The 22,103-nt window shown below is 46.2% G+C and carries 17 protein-coding genes; 8 read left to right on the top strand and 9 right to left on the bottom strand.

The genetic code is table 11. From position 1 onward, the window contains the following. Positions 1 to 142: 142 nt before the first annotated feature. The 3 genes from tolC (at position 143) to EYQ95_RS00475 (ending at position 3,290) form a co-directional block, all read left to right on the top strand. Positions 143 to 1,489 carry an outer membrane channel protein TolC gene (tolC, locus tag EYQ95_RS00485; RefSeq protein WP_111914730.1) on the top strand — a complete coding sequence of 449 codons (1,347 nt, stop codon included), beginning with the start codon at positions 143 to 145 and terminating at the stop codon, positions 1,487 to 1,489. A 92-nt stretch (positions 1,490 to 1,581) separates the two neighbouring features. Beyond that, the gene (gene lpxL, locus EYQ95_RS00480; RefSeq protein ID WP_343141656.1) at positions 1,582 to 2,571 is read left to right on the top strand and encodes an LpxL/LpxP family Kdo(2)-lipid IV(A) lauroyl/palmitoleoyl acyltransferase; all 990 of its coding nucleotides are present in this window, start codon (positions 1,582 to 1,584) and stop codon (positions 2,569 to 2,571) included. Next, positions 2,571 to 3,290: a TcpQ domain-containing protein gene (locus EYQ95_RS00475; protein WP_111914732.1), complete on the top strand. Its 720-nt coding sequence runs from the start codon at positions 2,571 to 2,573 to the stop codon at positions 3,288 to 3,290. Before lpxL ends, EYQ95_RS00475 begins: the two co-directional genes overlap by 1 nt. Here EYQ95_RS00475 and glnE read toward each other — a convergent pair. Beyond that, complete coding sequence (gene glnE, locus EYQ95_RS00470; protein ID WP_111914733.1) at positions 3,267 to 6,134, bottom strand: bifunctional [glutamate--ammonia ligase]-adenylyl-L-tyrosine phosphorylase/[glutamate--ammonia-ligase] adenylyltransferase; 2,868 nt, start codon at positions 6,132 to 6,134, stop codon at positions 3,267 to 3,269. The genes EYQ95_RS00475 and glnE overlap by 24 nt on opposite strands. 5 nt (positions 6,135 to 6,139) lie before the next feature. Then, positions 6,140 to 6,766, bottom strand: a complete 627-nt coding sequence (locus EYQ95_RS00465; RefSeq protein WP_111914734.1) for an inorganic triphosphatase — start codon at positions 6,764 to 6,766, stop codon at positions 6,140 to 6,142. Positions 6,767 to 6,966: 200 nt separating this feature from the next. Here EYQ95_RS00465 and putA point away from each other — a divergent pair, with 200 nt between their 5' ends. From putA to EYQ95_RS00450, 3 genes are read left to right on the top strand one after another with little or no spacing between them, the layout of a single operon-like run. Next, a complete protein-coding gene (gene putA, locus EYQ95_RS00460; protein ID WP_111914735.1) occupies positions 6,967 to 10,128 on the top strand; it encodes a bifunctional proline dehydrogenase/L-glutamate gamma-semialdehyde dehydrogenase PutA in 3,162 nt (1,053 codons plus the stop codon). Between the two features lie 5 nt (positions 10,129 to 10,133). Beyond that, the gene (rlmD, locus tag EYQ95_RS00455; RefSeq protein WP_111914736.1) at positions 10,134 to 11,543 is read left to right on the top strand and encodes a 23S rRNA (uracil(1939)-C(5))-methyltransferase RlmD; all 1,410 of its coding nucleotides are present in this window, start codon (positions 10,134 to 10,136) and stop codon (positions 11,541 to 11,543) included. Positions 11,544 to 11,583: 40 nt separating this feature from the next. Further along, on the top strand, positions 11,584 to 12,096 hold the full coding sequence (locus tag EYQ95_RS00450; RefSeq protein WP_111914737.1) for a hypothetical protein: 513 nt from the start codon (positions 11,584 to 11,586) through the stop codon (positions 12,094 to 12,096). Here the strand turns inward: EYQ95_RS00450 and EYQ95_RS00445 are convergent. From EYQ95_RS00445 to EYQ95_RS00435, 3 genes are all read right to left on the bottom strand, one after another. Next, on the bottom strand, positions 12,093 to 13,037 hold the full coding sequence (locus tag EYQ95_RS00445; protein WP_111914738.1) for an MASE1 domain-containing protein: 945 nt from the start codon (positions 13,035 to 13,037) through the stop codon (positions 12,093 to 12,095). The genes EYQ95_RS00450 and EYQ95_RS00445 overlap by 4 nt on opposite strands. 140 nt (positions 13,038 to 13,177) lie before the next feature. Continuing rightward, positions 13,178 to 14,956, bottom strand: a complete 1,779-nt coding sequence (locus EYQ95_RS00440; protein ID WP_111914739.1) for an acyl-CoA dehydrogenase C-terminal domain-containing protein — start codon at positions 14,954 to 14,956, stop codon at positions 13,178 to 13,180. Between the two features lie 117 nt (positions 14,957 to 15,073). Then, entirely contained in the window at positions 15,074 to 17,098 is a 2,025-nt protein-coding gene (locus EYQ95_RS00435; protein WP_165924679.1) for an AAA family ATPase, read from the bottom strand. A gap of 214 nt (positions 17,099 to 17,312) precedes the next feature. On the opposite strand from EYQ95_RS00435, the gene cca reads away from it, so the two are divergent. Continuing rightward, positions 17,313 to 18,431 carry a hypothetical protein gene (gene cca, locus EYQ95_RS00430; protein WP_111914741.1) on the top strand — a complete coding sequence of 373 codons (1,119 nt, stop codon included), beginning with the start codon at positions 17,313 to 17,315 and terminating at the stop codon, positions 18,429 to 18,431. Here the strand turns inward: cca and folK are convergent. Together folK and folB are read right to left on the bottom strand one after the other, a co-directional pair. After that, complete coding sequence (gene folK / locus EYQ95_RS00425) at positions 18,402 to 18,932, bottom strand: 2-amino-4-hydroxy-6-hydroxymethyldihydropteridine diphosphokinase (RefSeq protein ID WP_111914742.1); 531 nt, start codon at positions 18,930 to 18,932, stop codon at positions 18,402 to 18,404. The two genes, cca and folK, sit on opposite strands and share 30 nt — an antisense overlap. Then, positions 18,929 to 19,288, bottom strand: coding sequence for a dihydroneopterin aldolase (folB, locus tag EYQ95_RS00420; protein ID WP_207916183.1), 360 nt, complete (start codon positions 19,286 to 19,288; stop codon positions 18,929 to 18,931). The genes folK and folB overlap by 4 nt, the downstream gene beginning before the upstream one ends. A gap of 83 nt (positions 19,289 to 19,371) precedes the next feature. On the opposite strand from folB, the gene plsY reads away from it, so the two are divergent. Beyond that, positions 19,372 to 19,956: a glycerol-3-phosphate 1-O-acyltransferase PlsY gene (plsY, locus tag EYQ95_RS00415; protein WP_111914744.1), complete on the top strand. Its 585-nt coding sequence runs from the start codon at positions 19,372 to 19,374 to the stop codon at positions 19,954 to 19,956. 2 nt (positions 19,957 to 19,958) lie between these two features. On the opposite strand, the gene tsaD is transcribed toward plsY, so the two are convergent. Then, complete coding sequence (gene tsaD, locus EYQ95_RS00410; RefSeq protein WP_111914745.1) at positions 19,959 to 20,999, bottom strand: tRNA (adenosine(37)-N6)-threonylcarbamoyltransferase complex transferase subunit TsaD; 1,041 nt, start codon at positions 20,997 to 20,999, stop codon at positions 19,959 to 19,961. Positions 21,000 to 21,067: 68 nt separating this feature from the next. Continuing rightward, a complete protein-coding gene (locus tag EYQ95_RS00405) occupies positions 21,068 to 22,099 on the bottom strand; it encodes a type IV pilus twitching motility protein PilT (RefSeq protein ID WP_111914746.1) in 1,032 nt (343 codons plus the stop codon). Positions 22,100 to 22,103 lie beyond the last annotated feature (4 nt).

The raw sequence follows: 22,103 nt of genomic DNA, 5'->3' as shown, positions 1-22,103 counted from the left end.
TAGCAAATACCTTGTTACAATTAGCGCAAGGTTTTCACAATTCTGCACTAATAGTCTGTAACGATTACAGGTACAATCCAAAGTCCAGGGTAAAGTGTACGAAAGTATTTTATTTACAACCGTCCTAAGGAATTCTGACGTCATGAAAATGAAAATTTTGTCAGCAGCATTAGCTCTTGCAGTGGGCCCAGTTGCAACTTCGGTATCGGCTAACGACCTAGCAGATGTATACACGCTAGCGTTGGAGAACGATCCGCAATTGTTGCGCGCAGCGGCTGAAAGAGATGCAGCTAAATCAGCGGTAGACATTTCACGCGCTGATTGGTGGCCACAAATTGACTTTGCTCTGAGTTATAGCGACCGTGAAACAGACAACGTAAACTGGAACGACGCAGGCACAGCCTACTCTATCGTTTCAAGTTCTGGGTCTTCTACCGGAGCAGAAATTAGCCTAACTCAAACTCTTTTCAATATGCGAGTGTGGGAATCCACCGATATTGAAGAGAAACGTGCATACCAAGCAGAAGTTAACTATTTACTGGCACGCCAGCAATTGATGCTGCGTGTTTCAGAAGCATACTTTACTGTTCTAAGCGCGATTGACAGCCTAGAGTTCGCTCAAGCTGAAAAACGTGCTATCGAGCGCCAGCTAGAGCAAACGCGTCACCGTTTCTCTCTAGGATTGACAGCAATTACAGACGTTCATGAAGCACAAGCACAATACGACAACGCAAATGCGCAAGAAATTCAGGCGCAAAACGGTGTTGAAATAGCCCTTGAAGGTCTTCGTGAAATTACAGGTCGTCAGTTTACCGACGTAGAAGTACTGAACGCGGAAACTTTTTCAACTTCAAGCCCAGATCCACAAGGCGTTGAAAACTGGATTGCACAAGCACACGAACGTAATTTAGAGTTGCTTATTCGTCGTAGCGGTGTAGAAGTAGCAGACCAGCAAATCGACCTAGCACGCATGGGGCATTACCCAACGGTTTCTTTGACAGCGAGCTATTCAGACGAAACCTCTGACAGCCGCGGCACGTCAATTAGCGGTTTGAACACTCAGTCGATTGGTATTCGCGCAAGCGTGCCATTGTATTCAGGTGGTAGAACGTTGGCGTCTACAGAGCAAGCAAGAAACAACTATGTTGCAGCGAGCCAAACACTTGAAGAAAGCCGTAGAAGCGTAGAGCGTAGTGTTCGTACTGCATATTTCGACGTTGTTGCAGCGGTATCAAGTATTCAAGCGTTTGAACAAGCGGTTGTTTCTGCTGAAAGTGCACTGAATGCGACACAAGCGGGTTTTGAGGTAGGTACACGTACTATCGTTGACGTACTGAACAGCACTAGAAACTTGTTTAACGCACGCCGTAACCTTTCTGAAGCGCGTTACAACTACATCAACCGCTCTTTAGCGTTACAACAAGCGTCTGGCATTATTTCAGAGCGCGACTTGTTATCGATTAATGAAGGTTTAGTTGCAGCTGAATAAAGCTTCTACAAGCTAAAACTTTAAAGCCGACAGCTTTGTGCTGTCGGCTTTATTTTTTTAGCGCTCTTTTTTCCTTATAATACCTACAAATCTTGAATTGGAATTCTTCATTGAACCCGTACAGAGTTGATCCCCCTAAGTTTGAAGGTAGATTTCTACTACCGCAATTTTGGCCCACTTGGTTGATGGTAGGCTTCTTATACCTACTATCTTGGTTACCATTCTCTTTGCAGCTGCAATTGGGAAAAGGTCTTGGTCGTTTGTTCAAGAAATCGATGAAAAAACGCGTTCTTATTGCCAAAAAAAACCTACAGTTGAGCTTCCCAGGCAAAAGTGAAGATGAAATAGACAAAATCATTGACCAGGTGTACAACAACACAGGCATTGCCATGCTAGAAACGGGGATAGCTTGGTGGTGGCCGGACTGGCGCCTGAAAAGAAAGGTTAAAGTTGAGGGGCTAGAGCTCGTTAAAAAAGCTACAGACGAAGGCAAAGGCGTATTTGCCCTGCTCTTTCATTTTCTATCGCTTGAAGTGCATGCGCGCGCGGTTGGCTTTTACCACCCTGCAGTTGGGCTTTACAGACCACACAACAACCCACTCATGGAATACCTGCAAACCAAAGGGCGCGGTAGAAGCAACAAGTATCTATTAGGGAAAAAGAACGTGAAAGGCTTTTTACAAGCCCTTGAAGACGGCGAATTGTGTGGTTATTTACCCGACCAAGACTATGGTCCTAATCGCGCGGTATACATTCCTCTGTTTGCGGTTCCAGACGCTGCCACTACAACGGGAAGCAGTATATTTGCGAACCACCCAAATGCCGTTACACTTATTTCAACGTTCGACAGACTACCCGGTAATCAAGGATATGTGCTGCGTTTCTACGAACCTGAAAACGCCATTCCAACAGGAAACGACGAGCAAGATGCTCGGCATATTAATTCAGAAGTTGAAAAAGCGGTCGAAAACAATATAGGTGCGTACATGTGGATGCACCGACGCTACAAAACTCGTCCGTCAAAGGATCTGCCTAGTTATTATGGCTCTTTGCAGAAACGCAAAAAACAAAGGAAGAAATAATGGCCACGCGTAAGAAGAACACCGCAAAGAGAAAAAAGTCGCAACAACGTGCGGTGATCACGCTAGTTGTGCTGACCATTGTGCTTTTAGTCGTTGCTTTTATTGCCTCTCAAAGAATGTATCTTAATGAAAGCTCTGATAACCGCAGAGCTCAAATTGCGAGTGGTGGGGCATACGATAACTTACAAGGCGAAATCTCTCGTTTCTTCGGTGGCGTAAGGGAAGCTGCTTGGGGTAGAGGCGACGACAAAGACCGCGTGATAGACCTGAACGAAGACCTTCCTCCTTTGGCTCCTCAGTTAGAAGAGATTATTCGCTTTACCGACACGCCGCTAGACGCATCGTTTCGTGGAGAAATTAAAACGCGTTGGTTTATGGACGAGGACACCCTTAAAACTAGCTCTGAGCAATTCGCTGAAGAAGAGAATCTGCAAGTACTTTGGCGGTTGTCACACGACTACCGCGTGAGCGCAGCGTTCCAAGTTCATTCAGACCTAGTGAACACCATGGACAGGTTAGCTCGTTCACTGAATAGCGAACACCCAGAGCACATTCAAGCGTTCTTGTGTCCACGAGCGCGGGTTATCCTTATTTCAGGTGCCGATGAAGCGCAAAGTGTTGCCCGCTACTGTCACTCAATGGAAGAACTTCAAGAAATTGAGCGCCAAAGGGCAGCCGAGGAAGCCGAACAGCGTTTACAGAGACGCGGCCTCAATTAACCGGTCCCAAACTTTTCTTACCTGCTGCATCTGGCGGCTAAAGTCGCCGCCAGACAGTCCTTTAATTTCAGCTAAAGCCAACTTATGGTTTTCAGTACGAAGCGCTTTGTACGCCTCCACTAGTAGCTCTCGTTCTTCCTCACTCACAATGCCCGCTTGTTCAGCTTTTTCCAGAATGCGAATGTTGTCAGTAAAACTCAGTAAATCTGAATGTTGATTCGAATAAGCCAATACAACGAACTGAGTAATAAACTCGATGTCGGTCATGCCGCCGTCGGCTTGCTTAATATCAACCTTACTCTCGTGTTTAATAAGGCTATGGTCTTTTAAACGTTGGCGCATTTCTTTTATTTCGTGACGCAACGATGCGAGTTCGCGCGGCTGTGCCAATACCCTTTCACGAATATCACCAAATTGCTGTTTCAACGGTTCGCTACCGAAAATAAATCTTGCCCGAACGAGCGCCTGAATTTCCCAAGTCCATGCCTCAGTGGTTAGGTAATCTTCGTAGGTGGATGCCCGCACCACCATCAAACCGGCTTGTCCTGACGGGCGAAGTCTCATGTCGACGTCGTAAAGCACACCGTGAGCGGTTCGGGTGGTAAACAAGTGCAGAGTTCTTTGGGCCAAACGAAGATAAAACTGCTGGCTGTCGATGGGTCTAGGACCGTCGGTCTCTCCACTAATATTGTCTTCACAAAGAAAAACTAAGTCGAGGTCCGAGCCATACCCCAGTTCAAAGCCGCCTAACTTGCCATAAGCAACTACGCCAAATCCTGTGTTGGTTTCTGACTTTCCTGGTGGAACACCATGTTTCTCAGCGAGTTGACGCCAAGCAGCGAGTACCACTTGTTCAACCAATGCCTGCGCAAGATACGTTAAGTGGTCACTTACTCGCATTAGCTCGACACCGTCACTGAGGTCTGCCGCAGCAACGTGCAATTGGAAAATCTGTTTCACTTGCCGCACACCTTCCATCAACATTTCAGCGTCGTCGATAGCAAAACGATTTAAATATTCAGCCACCCGTTGCCCGTAACTAGAAGGTTCAGGCAGGTCGAATAGTTTCAACGGATCGATAAGCTCGTCTAACAAAATGGGAAACTTAGCAATTAAATGAGCAACCCAAGGGCTTTTGGCACACAAAGACACTAACTGATTACGCGCACCAGAATTCGAGTAGAGTAATTCCAAATATGTGGTTCGCGATGCAACACGGTCGAGTACGTCGAATACTCGTTGTAATACTTCGTAGGTCTCTTCGACTTCCACTAGTTCTTCAATGAGCTGTGGAATAAGATCAGCCAGAATCTCTCGTCCGCGAGGCCCTGAGGACCTACGCTTAAGGTGTTGTCTGAAATTCCGAATTCGCTCCCAGCACGCTTCAGGTTGCTCTGCCCCTGCGTCTGCTAGCACACCGACAGCAGTCTCGTCTTCGGTAAGGTCATGCCAAAGTAATGAAAACGCGCTGTCTTGCTTCCCTTGCTGTTCCTCATCGCCTCCGAATAAGTCACTGAAATACTCATGCACTTCAGCTGTAATTTGCTCATATTCAGCTAAAAACTCGCTCCAACCCGACATATTCAGAGCCGCACAAATACGCGCTTGATCGAGTTCATTGTCCGGTAAACGCTGAGTTTGCTGATCGTTTATTTGCTGCAATACATGCTCTATTTTTCGAAGTTGCGAGTAGCGAAGTACGATTTGCTGCGCTTCCTGTTCCGAGAAAATATCTAACGCTACCGACGCATTTATTGCTTGCAGCAAAGACCGTGTCTGCAGCTCCGGTTCGCGCCCCCCACGCATGAGCTGAAAGGCCTGCGCTAAAAACTCAATTTCGCGAATTCCGCCGGTTCCCAACTTCACATTAATAGTCTGATTTTGGCGACGCGCCTCTTGGTTAATCATCGACTTCATTTTACGAAGAGCGTCAATGGCACTGTAGTCAAGGTAGCGGCGATACACGAATGGGCGTAAAACACTAGCGAACATCTCTTCAATGTCAGCAGTAGCGTTAATTACACGGCTTTTGACCATGGCGTAACGCTCCCAATTCCTACCTTGCTCTTGGTAATACGCCTCTAGTGCAGAAAGGCTAGAAACAATAGGTCCCGACTGACCGAAGGGTCTTAATCGCAGGTCTACACGAAACGCTTGGCCGTCTACCGTAGTTTGGTTCAGCAACTTCACAACTAATTGAGCGAGCTTTGCATAGTAAATCTCATGGTCTACCGAACGTTTTCCGCCAGCTGTAGCACCTTCATGCTCGAAACAAAAAATAAGGTCGACGTCAGAAGAGAAGTTAAGCTCTCTACCGCCGAGCTTACCCATAGCAATAATCCATAATGGAAGCTTTTTCTCTTCAAAATATGCATAACCATATCTTGGTGCGAGATGTTGCTCAGCCCAATGTGCGGTAGCTGTAATTAGATGGTCGGCAATTGCGGTATTTTGTTCTAACACGTCCTCAGTGGAAAGCTGTCCCGACAGGTCTAAATGTGCAATACGTGCCATTTCTAAGTGACGAAACTTTCGAATTTGGGCGAGCACATTTTGCTCTGTGTCGCAGTCCCCTATTCCACTCTCAATGTCGTTGGCGCGGTAACCTTGGTCAGCTCGAAAGTGACTTAATGCATCGTCGCCATAGCGAAACAGTGTTTCCGCAACAAAGTCACTTAACGCTACACTCCACTTCTCGCTTTCTGAGAGCTGTTCAACCCAGACACTCGACCACTTTTCTGCCAACCTTTCCAAATGGCTAGCAAGCACTTCCTGAAGTTCTTTACTTAGCGTCTCGGTTTCTAATTGTGGAGCTGGGAATATTTGTTTAGGAAACTGAAGCATAAAATTTATGACTCATTAGCTGAGAGAAGAAGCTCGTAGCCGCGTTGCGCTTTACTTTTCTCTCCAGCTTGTAATTCAAAGTGTTGGTGCAATAAATCAGCAAAATATGTAAGCGTTTCTTCACTTCCTTGCTTCAACTCTAATTCGAGCTCGCTGATAGACTCTTGCTTGCCGCCCGCGTGAATTTTCCCTTCGTCGATCGACACTTCTATTTGCGTTCCGTCTTTTTCAAAAAGCCAATAACGTCGGTCGAATGACACCTCAAACTGCAGCTGCAACCGAGCTGTGACAGCTTTTGTTTCAAAGTTTGCAGGCCAGATGTCTGCCGGGAATTGCTCTAAGTCGGGAACGGCTTGCGTTGCTGGCACATTAAATTCAGGGCGCTGGCTCATTGCCCCATCGACCACACCAGCAAGCTTTACAGTTTGCTCTGCCCCACCAGGCCACCGGCGAATTCTCAGACCTATACGGTGTTTATTTAACAAACCTTCCGGGGTATCGAAATATAGATTCTCTAAATGCTTCTGACCTACAAACATGGCGTTGTCGTCTAGCCAGGCAGCTGTTTTTACGAGCTGTTCTGGCATCAAAACATATTTCAATTCAATTTCAATACTTTGTGTATTCGACATGGTCTGTTCCTTAAGACATTCAGGCTAACATTTTGAGCACTCAACCTAGCTGGGGTCAAGAAAACTATTAGTTCGGGAAAAAAGTTTAGAAAAACCTGCTTTCTTTCCTTTACGCGACGCAAATTCTTCTTATACTGGCGCCATGTCCATAAGCTCAATTTTGCAGCGCTGGTTTTGGACACTGTTTACTAGGAGCAGCAATGTTTAAGGCAAGTCAGGTTTTAAAGCAGCGGTTTGAACCCGCTCAGTTAGAAGAGCTCTGGAAAGCCATCTCAGACAACTACATTGTGGATGAAAACGAGTACTTAAAAGAACTCCTCACCTTGGTCGAAGACGACCAAGAGACCATTAAAAAGGTCAACGAAAGTGCCATGGGTCTTATATCTCGCGTTCGTGAGAAAGCCGATGGTGGAGAGAGTGTCGACGCGTTTTTGCAGCAGTACAGTTTAGATACCCAAGAAGGTATTGTTCTTATGTGTTTGGCTGAGGCCTTACTGAGAATACCTGACAGTTTTACTGCTGACGCCCTAATCAAAGACAAACTCGGATTAGGCGAATGGCAAGACTATAAACGCAAGTCAGAATCTGTGTTGGTGAACACAGGTACATTTGCGCTCAACCTTGCCAACAAGGTCATAAACCCAGCGGGTCGCGAAGAACTAAAACCTATCAATTACTTCCGCCGCATGGTGCGCCGTTTAGGTTTACCGGTTGTGCGCAAAGCCACGTACGCTGCAATGCAGCTTATGGGTAAGCAGTTCGTACTTGGGCGCACTATTGAAGAAGCTTTGAAAAACAGTCGTGAGAAGCGTGATTTAGGTTATACCCATGCTTACGACATGCTAGGCGAAGCTGCGTTAACAATGAAAGACGCAGACCGTTTCCGCCAAGCTTACGTGGACTCTATTAATAAAGTAGCAGCAGAGAACTTTAATCGCCCAGACGTTCCTCGTCCGACTATTTCCATCAAGCTTTCTGCGTTACACCCGCGCTACGAAGTTGCAAACCACGACCGCGTATTAAGCGAACTAGCAACCACATTAACTGAGCTTATAACGCTAGCTAAGAATGCCGACGTGGGCGTAACCATCGACGCAGAGGAAATGGACCGTTTAGAGCTTTCTCTTGAGTTATTCGAGAAAGTCTACCGCAGCGGCGTGTGTAAAGGCTGGCCGCGGTTTGGGCTCGTTGTACAAGCATACTCTAAACGCGCCCTACCCGTTTTATGTTGGATTAACGCGCTTGCCAAAGAGTGCGGCGACGAAATTCCGGTAAGGCTCGTGAAAGGCGCTTACTGGGACACAGAAATAAAGTGGTCTCAACAGTTAGGTCTTACGGGTTACCCTGTTTTTACTCGAAAAGCGAGTACAGACGTTTCCTACCTAGCTTGTGCGCGTTACCTGCTTAGTGAAGACACTGAAGGCAATGTGTTCCCTCAGTTCGCAACGCACAATGCGCATACGATATGTGCCATTAAAGAAATGTCTCCTAACGGTCATTACGAGTTCCAGCGCCTGCATGGCATGGGTAAAGACCTATACGATCAAGTTATTGAAGAAGAAGGTCGTAACGTGCGCATTTACGCACCGGTTGGAGCGCACAAAGACCTACTACCGTACTTAGTTCGCAGGCTTTTAGAAAACGGCGCGAACAGTTCTTTTGTGCATAAATTGCTAGACCCAAGTGTTCCTGTTGAATCACTTGCTGAACACCCGCTTGCATTGCTGAAGCAGCGGGAGCAATTAGCCAACGACAAAATTCCACTGCCAACGCAAATTTTTGGCGATAGAAAGAATTCACTGGGGTTAAATATGAATATCCACTCTCAAGGCGACCAATTCTTTGAAAAAGTAAGAAGCTACCGTAATAACCAGTGGCAAGGCGGCCCAGTAGTTGGCGGTGAACTTGTTAATGCAGCGCAACGCGTTGGTGTGGTGTGTCCGCAAGAAAGCACGCACCAAGTCGGTACCATTGGTTGGGCAGACGCTGAGCTCGCAGAAAAAGCTCTAGAAATTGCCAACAATGCGTTTCCTGCTTGGACACGCCGCTCTGCAGACGATCGTGCCCAGATGCTAGAAAAGCTGGCTGATTTGCTTGAAGAAAACCTACACGAGCTTATCGCTCTGTGTACGTTAGAAGCGGGTAAAACCCTACAAGACGGTATCGACGAAGTACGTGAAGCTGTCGACTTCTGTCGCTATTACGCCATTCAAACGCGTAAGCTTATGGGTGAAGGTGAGAAGCTTCCAGGCCCGACAGGTGAAACCAACGAGTTATTCGTACAAGGCCGCGGCACATTTATTTGTATTAGTCCGTGGAACTTCCCTCTCGCTATCTTTATCGGTCAAGTTGCTGCTGCCCTTGCAACGGGTAACTGCGTTATCGCAAAACCGGCAGAGCAGACCGGTTTGATTGCATTTAGAGCAGTTCAATTAGCTCATGAAGCCGGCATTCCAGGCGATGTGCTTCACTTCTTGCCTGGTGCTGGTGCTGAGATTGGCTCGACCTTAACCAGCCAAGAGAACATTGGTGGCGTATGCTTTACCGGTTCAACCAATACCGCACAAGCTATTAACCGTGCGTTAGCTGCTCGCACCAGCTCAATTGTGCCGCTTATTGCAGAAACCGGTGGGCAAAATGCAATGCTTATCGACTCTACAGCATTGCCTGAGCAGTCAGTTACAGACATCGTTGCCAGCGCATTTAAGAGCGCAGGTCAGCGTTGCTCTGCATTACGTGTACTTTATGTTCAAGACGACGTTGCCGATCGCATTATCGACTTACTGCAAGGCACGATGAAAGAACTACTCGTTGGCGACCCCATGGACCACAAAACAGACGTGGGTCCTGTGATTGACGGTATTGCAAAGACCAACTTAGAGCAGCACGTTATCGATATTCGCCACACCGGTAAGATTATTGGCGAAGCTCCAATGCCTGATTACACGCTAGGCGGCACTTATGTGACTCCTACAGCAATTGAAATTAAGAGCATTTCGCAGTTGGTGCGTGAAAACTTTGGTCCAATTCTTCATGTAATTCGCTTTAAGCGAGAAGAGCTTGATCAAGTGATCGACGACATCAACAACACAGGCTTTGGTCTTACATTTGGTATTCATAGCCGCAATGAGTCATTTGCGTATGACGTAGCCAAACGCATTAATGTGGGTAACGTGTATATTAACCGTAACCAAATTGGCGCAGTGGTGGGTGTGCAGCCATTTGGTGGCCAAGGACTTTCAGGTACAGGTCCAAAAGCTGGTGGTCCACACTACCTATATGCATTCATGACCGAAAAAACCTTTACGGACAACATCACCGCAGTGGGAGGAAATGCTACACTTCTCTCTTTAGGTGATTAACACGCATGCCATCATTATTTGATCGTCGCCGAGGATTTAAACCGAAAAATCCTCGGTCGGCGAGAATTTCACAAGCACAAAAGACCGAACCTACTTCTAATATATTCAGCGCTCGCATTGAGAAACTGAGTCACGATGGCCGTGGTGTAACTCACCATGACAATGGCAAAGTCGTTTTTGTCGAGTATGCGTTGCCTGGCGAAGTGGTAAAAGCACGTATTACACAGTCTCATGATCGATTTAGCGAAGCGGTAATTAAGACTGTGGAGCATGCATCTGAAGAACGGCAGACTCCGCCTTGCCCATACTTTGGCGAGTGCGGTGGTTGTCAGCTTCAGCATTTGAGCTATCAAAAGCAAGTTAAGTTTAAGCAACAGCAAGTTGAAGAACTCATTCATAAAAATCTAAAAGACATAGAGCTACCATGGCAGCAACCTGTCGCTCATGAGCGTTATCAATATGGTTACAGGCGTCGAATTCGTCTTGCCATAGCGCCACGTGAACGCTCAGCAGGCTTTCGCGCCCACCAGTCTAAAGCCATCATAAAAATTGAGCAGTGTAATGTGGCAGAGAAGCCTATTAGCGACCTTTTAAAGCCATTACAAAGCTTTTTATCCGATTACCCCAGTATCAAGTATTTAGGTCATATAGAGCTGTTACTCGACGAAACAAACGGCGACAGGGTTGTGGCACTGGTCAGGGTGACAAAGCCACTCACCGAAGCCCAACATGATGCATGGTTAAAGTTTCAACAGCAGCATAACCTGCGGGTGATTATTCAAGACAACCCAGTAGATAAGCCGGAACGGTTCTCTGAACTTAATGACGACAATGGCCAGCTTCCGGTATTCGGCTACAGAGTTGCCAACGATACGCTGTATTACGGCCCCAATGAGTTTATCCAAATAAATCGACACATTAATGCTCGAATGCTTGAAACCGTAACCAATTGGCTGGCTCTTGAGGGGCATGAACGTATTCTTGAGCTATTTGCAGGATTCGGTAACTTCAGCGCACAACTTGGTCGTGCAAGTCACTCCGTTTTGGCGGTTGAAGGTGCAAAGGCGCAAGTTGAACGTGGTACAGCTAACATGAAAGCGCTGGGTATTAACAATGTGCAATTCCAAGAAGCAGATCTTAGTGAGCTAAGCACAGCGCAACGACTTCTTGGTGAGCAATTTGATGTGCTTGTACTCGATCCGCCTAGGGCTGGAGCGGAAGAGGTGTGTAAGCAAAAAATAGCAGCCGACAAGATTCTTTATGTTTCCTGTAGTCCAGTTTCGTTGGCTCGAGACTTATCTTTATTGCTACAACAGAATTTCACTATAGAAAAAATATCTATTTTAGATATGTTTGCACAAACATCGCACGCTGAAACCGTCGTGTTGCTGAAAAAGAGTGGAAATAAGCCATAAAAAGATTAGGCTTAAAGTAAGGTTAACAGGAGTAAACACTATGGATTCGAAATTTAGGGACAGTTTATTTTCAGTTGGGGTGCTATTTAGCGCAGCTACGTTGCTATACGCCCTACCCGCTTATGCACAGTCGAACGTGCACCAGAAGACCTTACCTAAAAACGTTTACGTGGCTTTTGAAAACGTATTTTTTGGTACAGACGACTTACAATTAGAACCTTGGTTAGCCTCTGAATATACGCTTGCTCAGCACACTCGGGTAGGTGATGTTCTAGAGGAGTCGCGCAGTATTACGAGAGACAAAGTGTTGTTTAACATGGAGCAGGCAAACACGAATACGGAAAGTAATAGGGTAAACCCAGAACAAGTGGAAATAATTGAACGCACTGCAAATGGTTTTTGCGTGTCTGCCGAAGTTTCTGGTGAAGCGTTAATGCTTGGACAGCCTTTACAGGAACATTCCACCCGAAACGCCTGCTTTGAATGGCGAGACGCCCGTTGGCAAGTGACCAAGCACGAAATGACCAACGTATACGAATTACCGAACCGCTAATTGAATACTTTGTCTTTGTGAGACGCTAAGGAAATCCAGGCTACACAAGCCATAAAAATCAACGCAAATTGGTAGATAATCGCGTAATTCATGACGGCAAAAATATCGACAAACAATGCCGTAAAGAAGCTCAATACGATGAGCATAATACCGGTCGCAAAAGCGGGATCTGACTTCACAGTCCAAACCAACGGTATCGCCACCAAGAAAATCAACAATGCAACCGAAGACGATCCGGTCCATTTAGTTAAAGCCATAGTTGTTGCCAGTAACACTATGGCTAACATCACTTTTAAGAAAACACTTTGAGGATCAACCATAGGGCTTCGAGCAGCCCCGATATTTAGGTGCTCCCTAAATTCATTCTGATCACTGCTTATCAGGGCTAGTACTACAGGAGCAAGCACCAATACACCTGCAAGGTCACCTACCCACCAAGGCATTAATACCTCTGCGAAACTCTCAACAACGAGAGCGTCGCTTAATATTAAGGCGTGAATACCCAAAAAAGAGGTCAGTAAAGTAGCCACCGAACCAATAATTAGAAACCACAACACTTTAAAAACTAAATTTGTTGCTGCGGTGAAACGAAAAACCCACTTCAAAATGTAAGCTGCAATTCCATAAGAGCCTACGTGCGCAATTGAAAAGTAGAGAGAGCCTATTAAGGTTTCTGTAAGGCTTTGCTGGCTTCCGTATAAGAGGTTAGCCAAAATTCCGGTGATAAATATAGATACAACTATTCCAGGAATAGCACGCAAACCGAAAGCAAATAGGAAAGCAAATGAAAGGCCCGCTGGAGGGAACCAAATACTAGCATGGGGAGCATACTCCATGAGCATCGCGACCGCCCATAGCGCTAACCAAGCTATGAAGATAACAAAACTGAGCCCAACACTACCGAGCTTACTGAGGGATATTACGCTTTCTTGTTGTTCCATTTATAGTTTTTTTAGTTTTGATTGGAAACAGTTACCGATAATGCCTTTTTTAGGCACTTCGTGCAACGTCCGAGAGAACCTTTACAAAAAGGCCAACCTGTCAGGTTGGCCTTTGCTATGAAAGTTCTTCTAGAATTCCTTTAGAATTCGTCTTGCGTGAAGCTAAAGAGATCCTCAGAACCCGCTTCTATGGTTGGCATTAAGCCATATACCCGAGGCAATATTTTCGCGAAGTAGAATTTCGCAGTTTTCACTTTGCCTTGAATAAAGCTCGCCGACATCGATGATGACTCGGCTGCGCGCGCCATTTTCAGCCACATAAACCCGTAAGTTACATAACCTAATAAGTGTAAGTACTCGACCGCGACACTGTTGATAATGTTTTCATCAGTTGCCACTTGGCCTAACACTTCGCCGGTAATACGCTCTAGTTCACCCACTAAAATTTGCATTTCTTCGTACTGAGTCGTCCAGTCTCCTGCGTCTTCAGCAAGGAATTCGCGCATTTCAGCAATCAAAGGTTCTAGCAACTTGCCACGGCTACCCGCTACTTTACGACCTAATAGATCAAGCGCCTGAATACCGTTTGTACCTTCATAAATTTGTGCGATACGGCAGTCACGAACCCACTGTTCTTGACCCCACTCGCGAACATAACCATGTCCGCCAAGTATTTGCTGACCGTGTACTGTAGCTTCAAGGCCTGTATCGGTCATAAATGCTTTGGCTACTGGCGTAAGCAGTTGCACTAAAGCTTCTGCTTTTTGGCGTTCTTCGTCATTTTCAGCATACTTCGCGCGGTCTAGCTGATGACCTACATAGGTAGAGAATGCCCGGCCACCTTCAGTTAATGACTTCATCGTTAGCAACATGCGACGAATATCACCATGCACCAACAACAAATCCGCATTCGAGTTTTCGTCTCGTGTAGCTTTCGCACCACGTCCCTGACGTCTGTCGGTAGCGTAATCCAGTGCCGTGCAATATGAACGCGCTGCGGCACCCAAGCCTTGAATACCGACACCTAGCCTTTCATAGTTCATCATGGTGAACATGGCAGCTAGACCACGATGAGGTTCACCCACTAACCAACCTTTTGCGCCGTCAAAATTCATAACGCAAGTTGCTGAAGCGTGGATACCCATTTTATGTTCTGTAGAGCCAGCAACTGCGGCATTACGGTCACCTAAGCTACCGTCCTCGTTCACTAGGAACTTCGGAACAACAAACAAAGAGATACCTTTAGTACCTTCAGGGGCGTCTGGAAGCTTAGCTAACACTAAATGAACGATGTTCTCTGCTAAGTCATGCTCGCCACCAGTAATGAAGATTTTGGTACCCGTAATAGAGAAACTACCGTCTTGCTGGGGTTCTGCTTTTGAGCGAATAATGCCTAAATCTGTACCTGCATGTGGTTCTGTTAGGCACATGGTGCCTGTCCACTCACCCGCAGCTAGGCGCGGTAAATAAGTTTCCTTGAGTGCGTCTGAGCCATGCAGATCAAGAGTCATAATGGCGCCAGCTGTTAGGCCAGAATACAAGCTGAAAGAAATATCAGCAGCACACATCATTTCTTCATATTGCGCCGACAATACTTTGGGAAGACCCATTCCACCGAAGTCTGGATTTGCAGTAACGCCAACCCAACCACCGCTCGCTAGTTCAGCGAATTGTTCTTTATAGCCTTTTGGCGTAGTCACAACGCCATCTTCAAAGTGAATGCCTTCTTCATCCGCCGCACGCGCGTTTGGTGCAATAAGATTCTCGGTAAGCTTTGCAGCTTCATCGAGGATGGCTTTTGCAGTGTCTGCGTCCATCATTTCGGCTAGTGCTGGCATGTTTTCCCAATCTTTCGCGACCGCGAATACATCGTCCAGCAAGAAATTCATGTCATCAATTGCAGCTTTATAATCAGCCATTATGTCCTCCAAATTTAGTACCGCTGTAACCTAAATTACATAGTTTTCAAACAGGCGTTTAATTTAGCGACATCATCGCAAAGCTTTTTGCCCTTAGCAAGGGGAAATATAGCTCATCTAGCGAAGGTTGATATTTTCTAGGGCTTCTAGACGAAACATCAAGCCATTGAACTCGACAATGGAATAGCTGGGCTGGATAGACACCACGCGGATACCATTCATGGCATCACCTTCTCTCATTCTTTGCTGGTTCAGTTCGATAAACCTCTCTCGAGCAAAGCTGTGATAAACGTGAGCGTCGTAACTCATTTGGGGCATGCTAGAGCGAATAGAGGTTGGGACTTGGTTTAAGTTAGGTAATGTATCCGCGTCTTGGTTAACTAACCTAGTCTCGGGCTCAACCGCGCGCTCGGTCTGTTCTTCAGCCACTTCTCTGTAGTCGCTCTCTACCGGAGGAGTACTTCTTACCGCGTCTTCAAAAAGTAGTTGTAGCGCTTCAGAAATATCTTCGCTAGCCACTTCATCGACTTGTTCAGCAGTCACTCTGCGCCCTTGCTCACTTTCACCTATCTCTCTTTCTGTTGAAGGTTGAGCCACGCTAACAGCTTCAGGCCAATTTAACTGTTGCTCAGGAATAACTATGTCGCGAAGACCCAGTTCACTACTTGGAAATAATACTCTAGCTTGACTGTCTTCTGAGCCCGTTGAGCTGTCTTGGAGTAAAAGGGCTGTAGGTGCAAATACCAAATCACGGTTAAGACTTGGTCTAGCTATATCAGAAGACTTACTGCTCATAAGTGCTAATAGCCACGAATCATCATCGGTTTTTTGAATTAATCTTGTTTGTAGCCATTCGCGCTTCACTTCAATGCTTGCGCTTTGTATTGAAAAGGGTATTAGACTAGCCGACGACTGTTCAACCCAACTGCGCCAGTCATCATTGTTAGCGTTCAAGTCGGGTACGTGATAAAAGGCAAGCACTTCGCCCGTAAACAAGCTTTGTAACTGCGCTTGAGGCACTGTTTTCTCACCTTCCTCGTCGACGATGCGCCAGTTTTGGCCTTCGGCACGAACGATAAGTACGTAGTTTTGCTCACCCTGAGTTTTTGCGATAACGGGATAGTCTAAAGCCTTGATTTCCGCGAGAGTTAATTCTGCTTGTAGACAATAAACATAAACACTGACCAAAGACTCACAAAGGTTTGCGCCCACCACTTCATCTTCTAACTGCCAAACCTGCAACAAGCCTTGCAAAGCGTTATTTAAATCAGCGCCCATCACACGTAGTTCATTGCTTTGCACTTGCGGCTCTATGACAACGTCTGCTTCTTTTTCTTCTTGGCTAAAAGCCCAGTAAACAAAACTTAGGGTAAATACCAACGCTACTGTTAAAATCACAGTAAGCACTGGCCACCCCAAACTGTGGCTAGACGCTAACTCCGAGGGCAGTACATCCGTTGCTTCCTCAATACACTTCTTATCGACCTGCCCTTTGCTCTTGCCACACGCTACTTGCAATGCTCTGTCACACAGTAAATTAATAAGACGAGGCGTACCTTGGGTAAGTTTAAAAATACGGTGCCGTGCAGACTTGGTAAATAAAGCAGGGGATCCACCAACAGTAGAAAGTCGATGATCAATGTAAGCATTCACTTCACGTTCGGAAAACGGCATGAGTTGATAGCGAGCAACAACTCTTTGCGCCACTTGCCTTAAATCTGGACGCTGCAGTAACTCTTTTAACTCGGGTTGCCCAATAAGCACTACCGAGAGAAGTTTACGTGAATCAGTTTCTAAGTTTGTGAGTAAGCGAAGTTGTTCTAGTACAGTGGGAAGCAAATGCTGAGCTTCATCTATCACCACAACAGGATGTTTCCCATTATGCGCAGATTCTTGTAAAAAGTTAGCTATCGCGTCGGTAATCGACTTCACTGATTTCGGGTCATTATCGAGCGGAATGTTGAACCCTTCGGCAATGGCCATGAGCATTTCGAGCTCACCCAGTCGAGGGTTCAAAATAGAATTTATCTGAAGCTGCTCTTCTAACTCTGCAAAAACGGCACGTGAAATTGTGGTTTTTCCCAGGCCTACTTCACCTGTAAGTAAAAGAAACCCGCCACTTCCAGTGAGACCATGGCGCATGTGCGTTAAAGCTTCTCGGTGTCTGGGGCTTAGAAATAGGAAACTAGGATCCGGAGCGATTGAGAATGGTAGTTTTGAAAGTCCAAAATAGTCTAAGTACATGGCTCCGCCCTCTAGCAATATTCGGAAAACCTAGTTCAAAACACGCTAGTATTTGCTTTTTAGTGACTGAAAAGTAAAGATGTTGCCACGATTCTGACAGGAAAACACGTCAATGGAAATATATCTCGTTGGTGGAGCTGTACGCGACAAACTTCTTGGACTTGCTGTTAAAGAAAAAGACTATGTTGTTGTAGGTGCCACAGCCGATGAAATGTTGTCTCTTGGGTATAGCCAAGTTGGCAAAGACTTTCCTGTGTTTTTACACCCAGAGACTCACGAAGAATATGCTTTGGCTCGAACTGAGCGGAAGTCTGGTAGTGGATATACCGGGTTTGAATGCTTTGCCGAACCCAGCGTTACACTAGAAGAAGATCTGCTTCGCAGAGACCTAACCATTAATGCGTTGGCGCAAGATAGCGATGGTAACTTGATTGACCCCTACCATGGCCAACAAGACCTTGAAGCAAAACTATTGCGCCATGTCAGCCCGGCGTTTGTTGAAGACCCTTTGCGAGTGCTGAGGGTGGCTCGTTTTGCCGCTCGCTTTCACCACTTAGGCTTTCAAGTTGCAGAAGAAACCATGCAGCTTATGCAGCAAATTGTCGAACGTGGTGAAATTGAAGCTCTAACCCCTGAGCGCGTTTGGATGGAAATGAGAAAAGCCCTGTGTACACCACACCCTGCTGTTTTCTTTCAAATCTTATCGCGTTGCGGTGCATTAACCCGTGCTTTTGAAAAAGCTGCCGACACAGAAACCGCTTATCAATATTTATCTGAGGGACAGGATGGTACGCTTCAAACTCTGTCGGAAAAACATCGCATCGACCTACAATTTGCACTTTGGTACACAGGATGGGCCGCCAGTTCGAAAACAGTAACTTTGCAAAAGCTACCTCTGCCCAAAACCACCGAGCAGTTCGCGCAAGTGATAGTGCAGCATAAAGACTTCTTCAACGACAGCAATTTAACTCCAGAGCAATTGTTAGACTTTTTTCAGCGTATAGATGCCTGGCGTCAGCCTGAACGCTTAACATTATTGGAAATCGCGTTTAAACGCATAGAACCGAAGCATAGTTCGCTAATAGCAAGCGTCTTTGAAGCTATTCCCCAAATTGCCAAAATAGATGTTGCTGATGCGTTACAGCAAAGACTGAAAGGCCCACAAATAGGCGAATACGTATACCAGCAACGCCTAAGTAAGTTAGCCAGCTACTTTCCCAACTTCAATTAATTCTTGTAACGAGAATTCACGTAAAATAGTGTTTGGCTGTTCCTTTGCGTTGTATGCCTTCCATATATCAAGAAAGGTTACTTGCGTTTCTGGGTGCTGCAAATAAGGCGCGAGCTCAGATAAAGGCTTCAATACATACGCTTGTTCGGTAATTTCGGTGCGTGGCAGTTTAGGAATGCCTGGCTTTGCTGCTGTTATTTCTTTGCCATAAAGCAATATATCTATATCGAGCGTTTTAGAACTAAAACGCGGCGCTTTTTCTTCTCGTCCCAGCTGTACTTCAATGTCTTTACACAATTTCTGAACGTCTAGTAACGGTTTGTCGGTTTCTACGGCTACAACAAGATTAAAAAATGGAGGGCCTTCAAAACCAATGGCTTCGTTCTCATAAACTTTCGAAGCGCGAAGCTCGGAGAACTCCTTCTCTAATAGCTGTATAGCGGCTTTAATATTGTGTTCTCGGTTTATATTTGAACCTAAGCCAAGAAAAACAGGAATCATGCGCTAACAACTCCACGCGTAATTGTTACACTTACGTACTCAGCTTCAGCCACAGCTGTTGGTTTTTTCACGCAAATCGTCATACCGCGTACGTTGAAACGTTCCATAATATGCTTCGCCACGTCTTCGGCAACCGTTTCAATTAGGCCCCACGCACTGCCCTGTAGAAGAGTTCGTACACTTTCACTCACCGCAGCGTAGTCTAGCGCGTCGTATATGTTTCCTGTGACAGCAGCTTCTTGGCAGGAGTGGTACATGTCGAGGTCGATCACTAAAGGCTGAAGAATCTCTTTCTCCCAATCTAAGATACCAATGGTGGTACTTACCTTCAGTCCTTTCACAGAAACAATATCCAAAATAACCTCTCATTCTTCTGGTCGGATAGCATTCAAGTGCAAATGCCTTTATGCTACCGAAAACTAATTAAAGCACCAAACACATGACACCAGCGTTTAGCCTTATAATGATCCTTAGTGCCTACCTACTTGGCTCTATAAGTAGTGCAGTACTGATCTGTAAAATATTCCAACTGGACGACCCTCGTTTACGCGGTTCAGGCAATCCTGGTGCAACCAATGTATATCGTATTGGCGGAGCTCTTCCTGCACTTCTAACGCTACTGATGGACGTTATGAAAGGTATGCTTCCTGTATGGTTTGCATACTATATGGGCTTACCACCGATCGTTTTAGGCGTTGTTGCGATCGCCGCATGTTTTGGGCATATCTATCCAATATTCTTCCATTTCAGAGGCGGAAAAGCAGTTGCTACAGCCCTTGGCGCAATGTTCCCCATCGCTACAGAAATGGCGCTCATGCTTATTGCCACATGGATTATTATTTTCGCTGTAAGCCGAGTAAGCTCTCTTGCGGCTCTAATAACGGTCTCGTTGGCTCCGCTATACGCATTTCTAGTTAAGCCACAGTACACCATTCCAGCTATTATGCTTACGGCCCTCATTATTTGGCGCCATCGCACCAACATTATTCGCCTCTGGAAAGGTGAAGAAACCGGCTTTCGTTAGACTCACATAGAAGCTTGCGGCTTGTTCAGTTCTACTAACGGCCAACGCGGACGAACTTTAACAGACAACCCCGACTGCTCCCCTGCATGTAAACGGTATGCACCAGCGTAAGCAATCATGGCACCGTTGTCGGTGCAAAACTCGTTTCGTGGATAGAACACTTCACCTTTAAGTTTTGTCATGGTTTCCGACAATGCTTCTCGCAATTTGGTATTGGCACTTACACCGCCAGCTACCACAAGACGCTTCATACCCGTTTGTTTTAAAGCTCTTCGACATTTAATAATAAGCGTATCGACTACAGCCTCTTGGAACGCATAAGCAATGTCTGCTTTCACTTGTTCGGTAAGCTCACCATGTTGCTGCTGAGCCTTTTGAATTGCGGTGGCTGCTGCTGTTTTTAATCCACTAAACGAAAACTGAAGCCCTGGGTTGTCGGTCATAGGCCTCGGAAACTGATAAACGCCAGGCTTACCTTGTTCTGCTAAAGCAGCCAGTCGAGGACCGCCTGGGTAATCTAAACCTAAAAGCTTGGCTGTTTTGTCGAAAGCCTCTCCGGCAGCGTCGTCGACCGACTCTCCCAATAATTCGTATTCACCTACACCTTTCACCGAAACTAATTGGCTGTGGCCACCGGAAACTAATAGCGCTACAAATGGAAACTCTGGTTGCTTGTCTTCTAACATGGGCGCCAGCAAATGACCTTCCATGTGGTGTACACCCACAGCAGGAACATTCCAACCAAACGCAATGCTTCGACCTATGCAAGCACCCACTAACAAAGCACCGATTAAGCCAGGGCCTGACGTGTAGGCCACTCCGTCAATATCTTCAGAGGTTAGGTTCGCGGCAGTCAATGCGCGTTGAATTAGCGGTAATGCCTTTCTTACATGATCACGAGAGGCAAGTTCGGGCACTACACCGCCGTAGTCGGCATGCAACTTCACTTGGCTGTATAGCTCGTGTGCCAACAAACCTTTTTCGGTGTCGTAAATTGCTATTCCTGTCTCGTCACAAGACGTTTCAATACCCAGAACTCGCATCGGCTTCTCTCATACCACTTAAAAACGGCGCTAGTTTACCGCTTTTTTCACGCCGCTTCACGACACTTTTAGCGCCCTACCTGCTCCATCAATGAACGCGTAGCTTTGGTAGAAACAGTTCCCGAGTCGAGAAGCTTGTTTAATGCTTGTTCCATGGTTTGCATGCCTAACGAGGCGCCGGTTTGAATAGCGGAATACATTTGTGCAATTTTGTCTTCGCGAATTAAATTTTTAATGGCTGGTGTTGCCAACATTATTTCATGTGCCGCAACGCGCCCACCGCCCTCTTTCTTAACGAGCAACTGCGAAATAACAGCGCGTAATGATTCTGACAACATCGAACGCACCATCGCCTTTTCTTCACCCGGGAAAACGTCAACAATGCGGTCTATGGTTTTCGGCGCAGAAGTTGTGTGCAGCGTGCCAAAAACCAAGTGCCCGGTTTCAGCCGCGGTTAACGCCAAGCGAATGGTTTCTAAATCACGTAGTTCACCGACCAAAATTACATCCGGGTCTTCACGAAGAGCCGCTCGCAACGCGCTGTTGAAGCTTTTTGTGTCGCGGTGTACTTCTCTTTGGTTAATTAAGCTTTGCTTACTTTCATGAACGAACTCTATGGGGTCTTCAATAGTAAGAATATGGTGCGGGTAAGTTTCATTAATATGATCCACCATTGCCGCTAATGTCGTCGACTTCCCTGAACCCGTTGGTCCAGTCACTAACACCAAACCACGCGGATAGTCTGCAATGCGCTTCAGAATCTCTGGCGCATTGAGTTGCTCTAACGTTAACACCTCGCTCGGGATGGTACGGAACACTGCTGCAACACCATGCCTTTGCATAAAAGCGTTTACACGAAAACGAGCAACGTTCTCAATTTCAAAGGAGAAGTCCGCCTCCAAATTGTCTTTAAACGACTCACGTTGCTCTTCAGACATAATGCTATGCACCATATCTAGCACATCTCGCTGCGATAAAACGTCTGTGGTAATCTTACGTATGTCTCCGTCAATACGGACACTTGCAGGTGTACCTGCAGAGATATGAAGGTCAGACGCACCGTCACGAACACATTGACCGAGTAATTCCTGTAAGTTCATAAAA

This window comes from Lysobacter sp. N42 (genome assembly GCF_004344885.1).
This window is presented reverse-complemented; position numbering and strand designations above follow the sequence as displayed.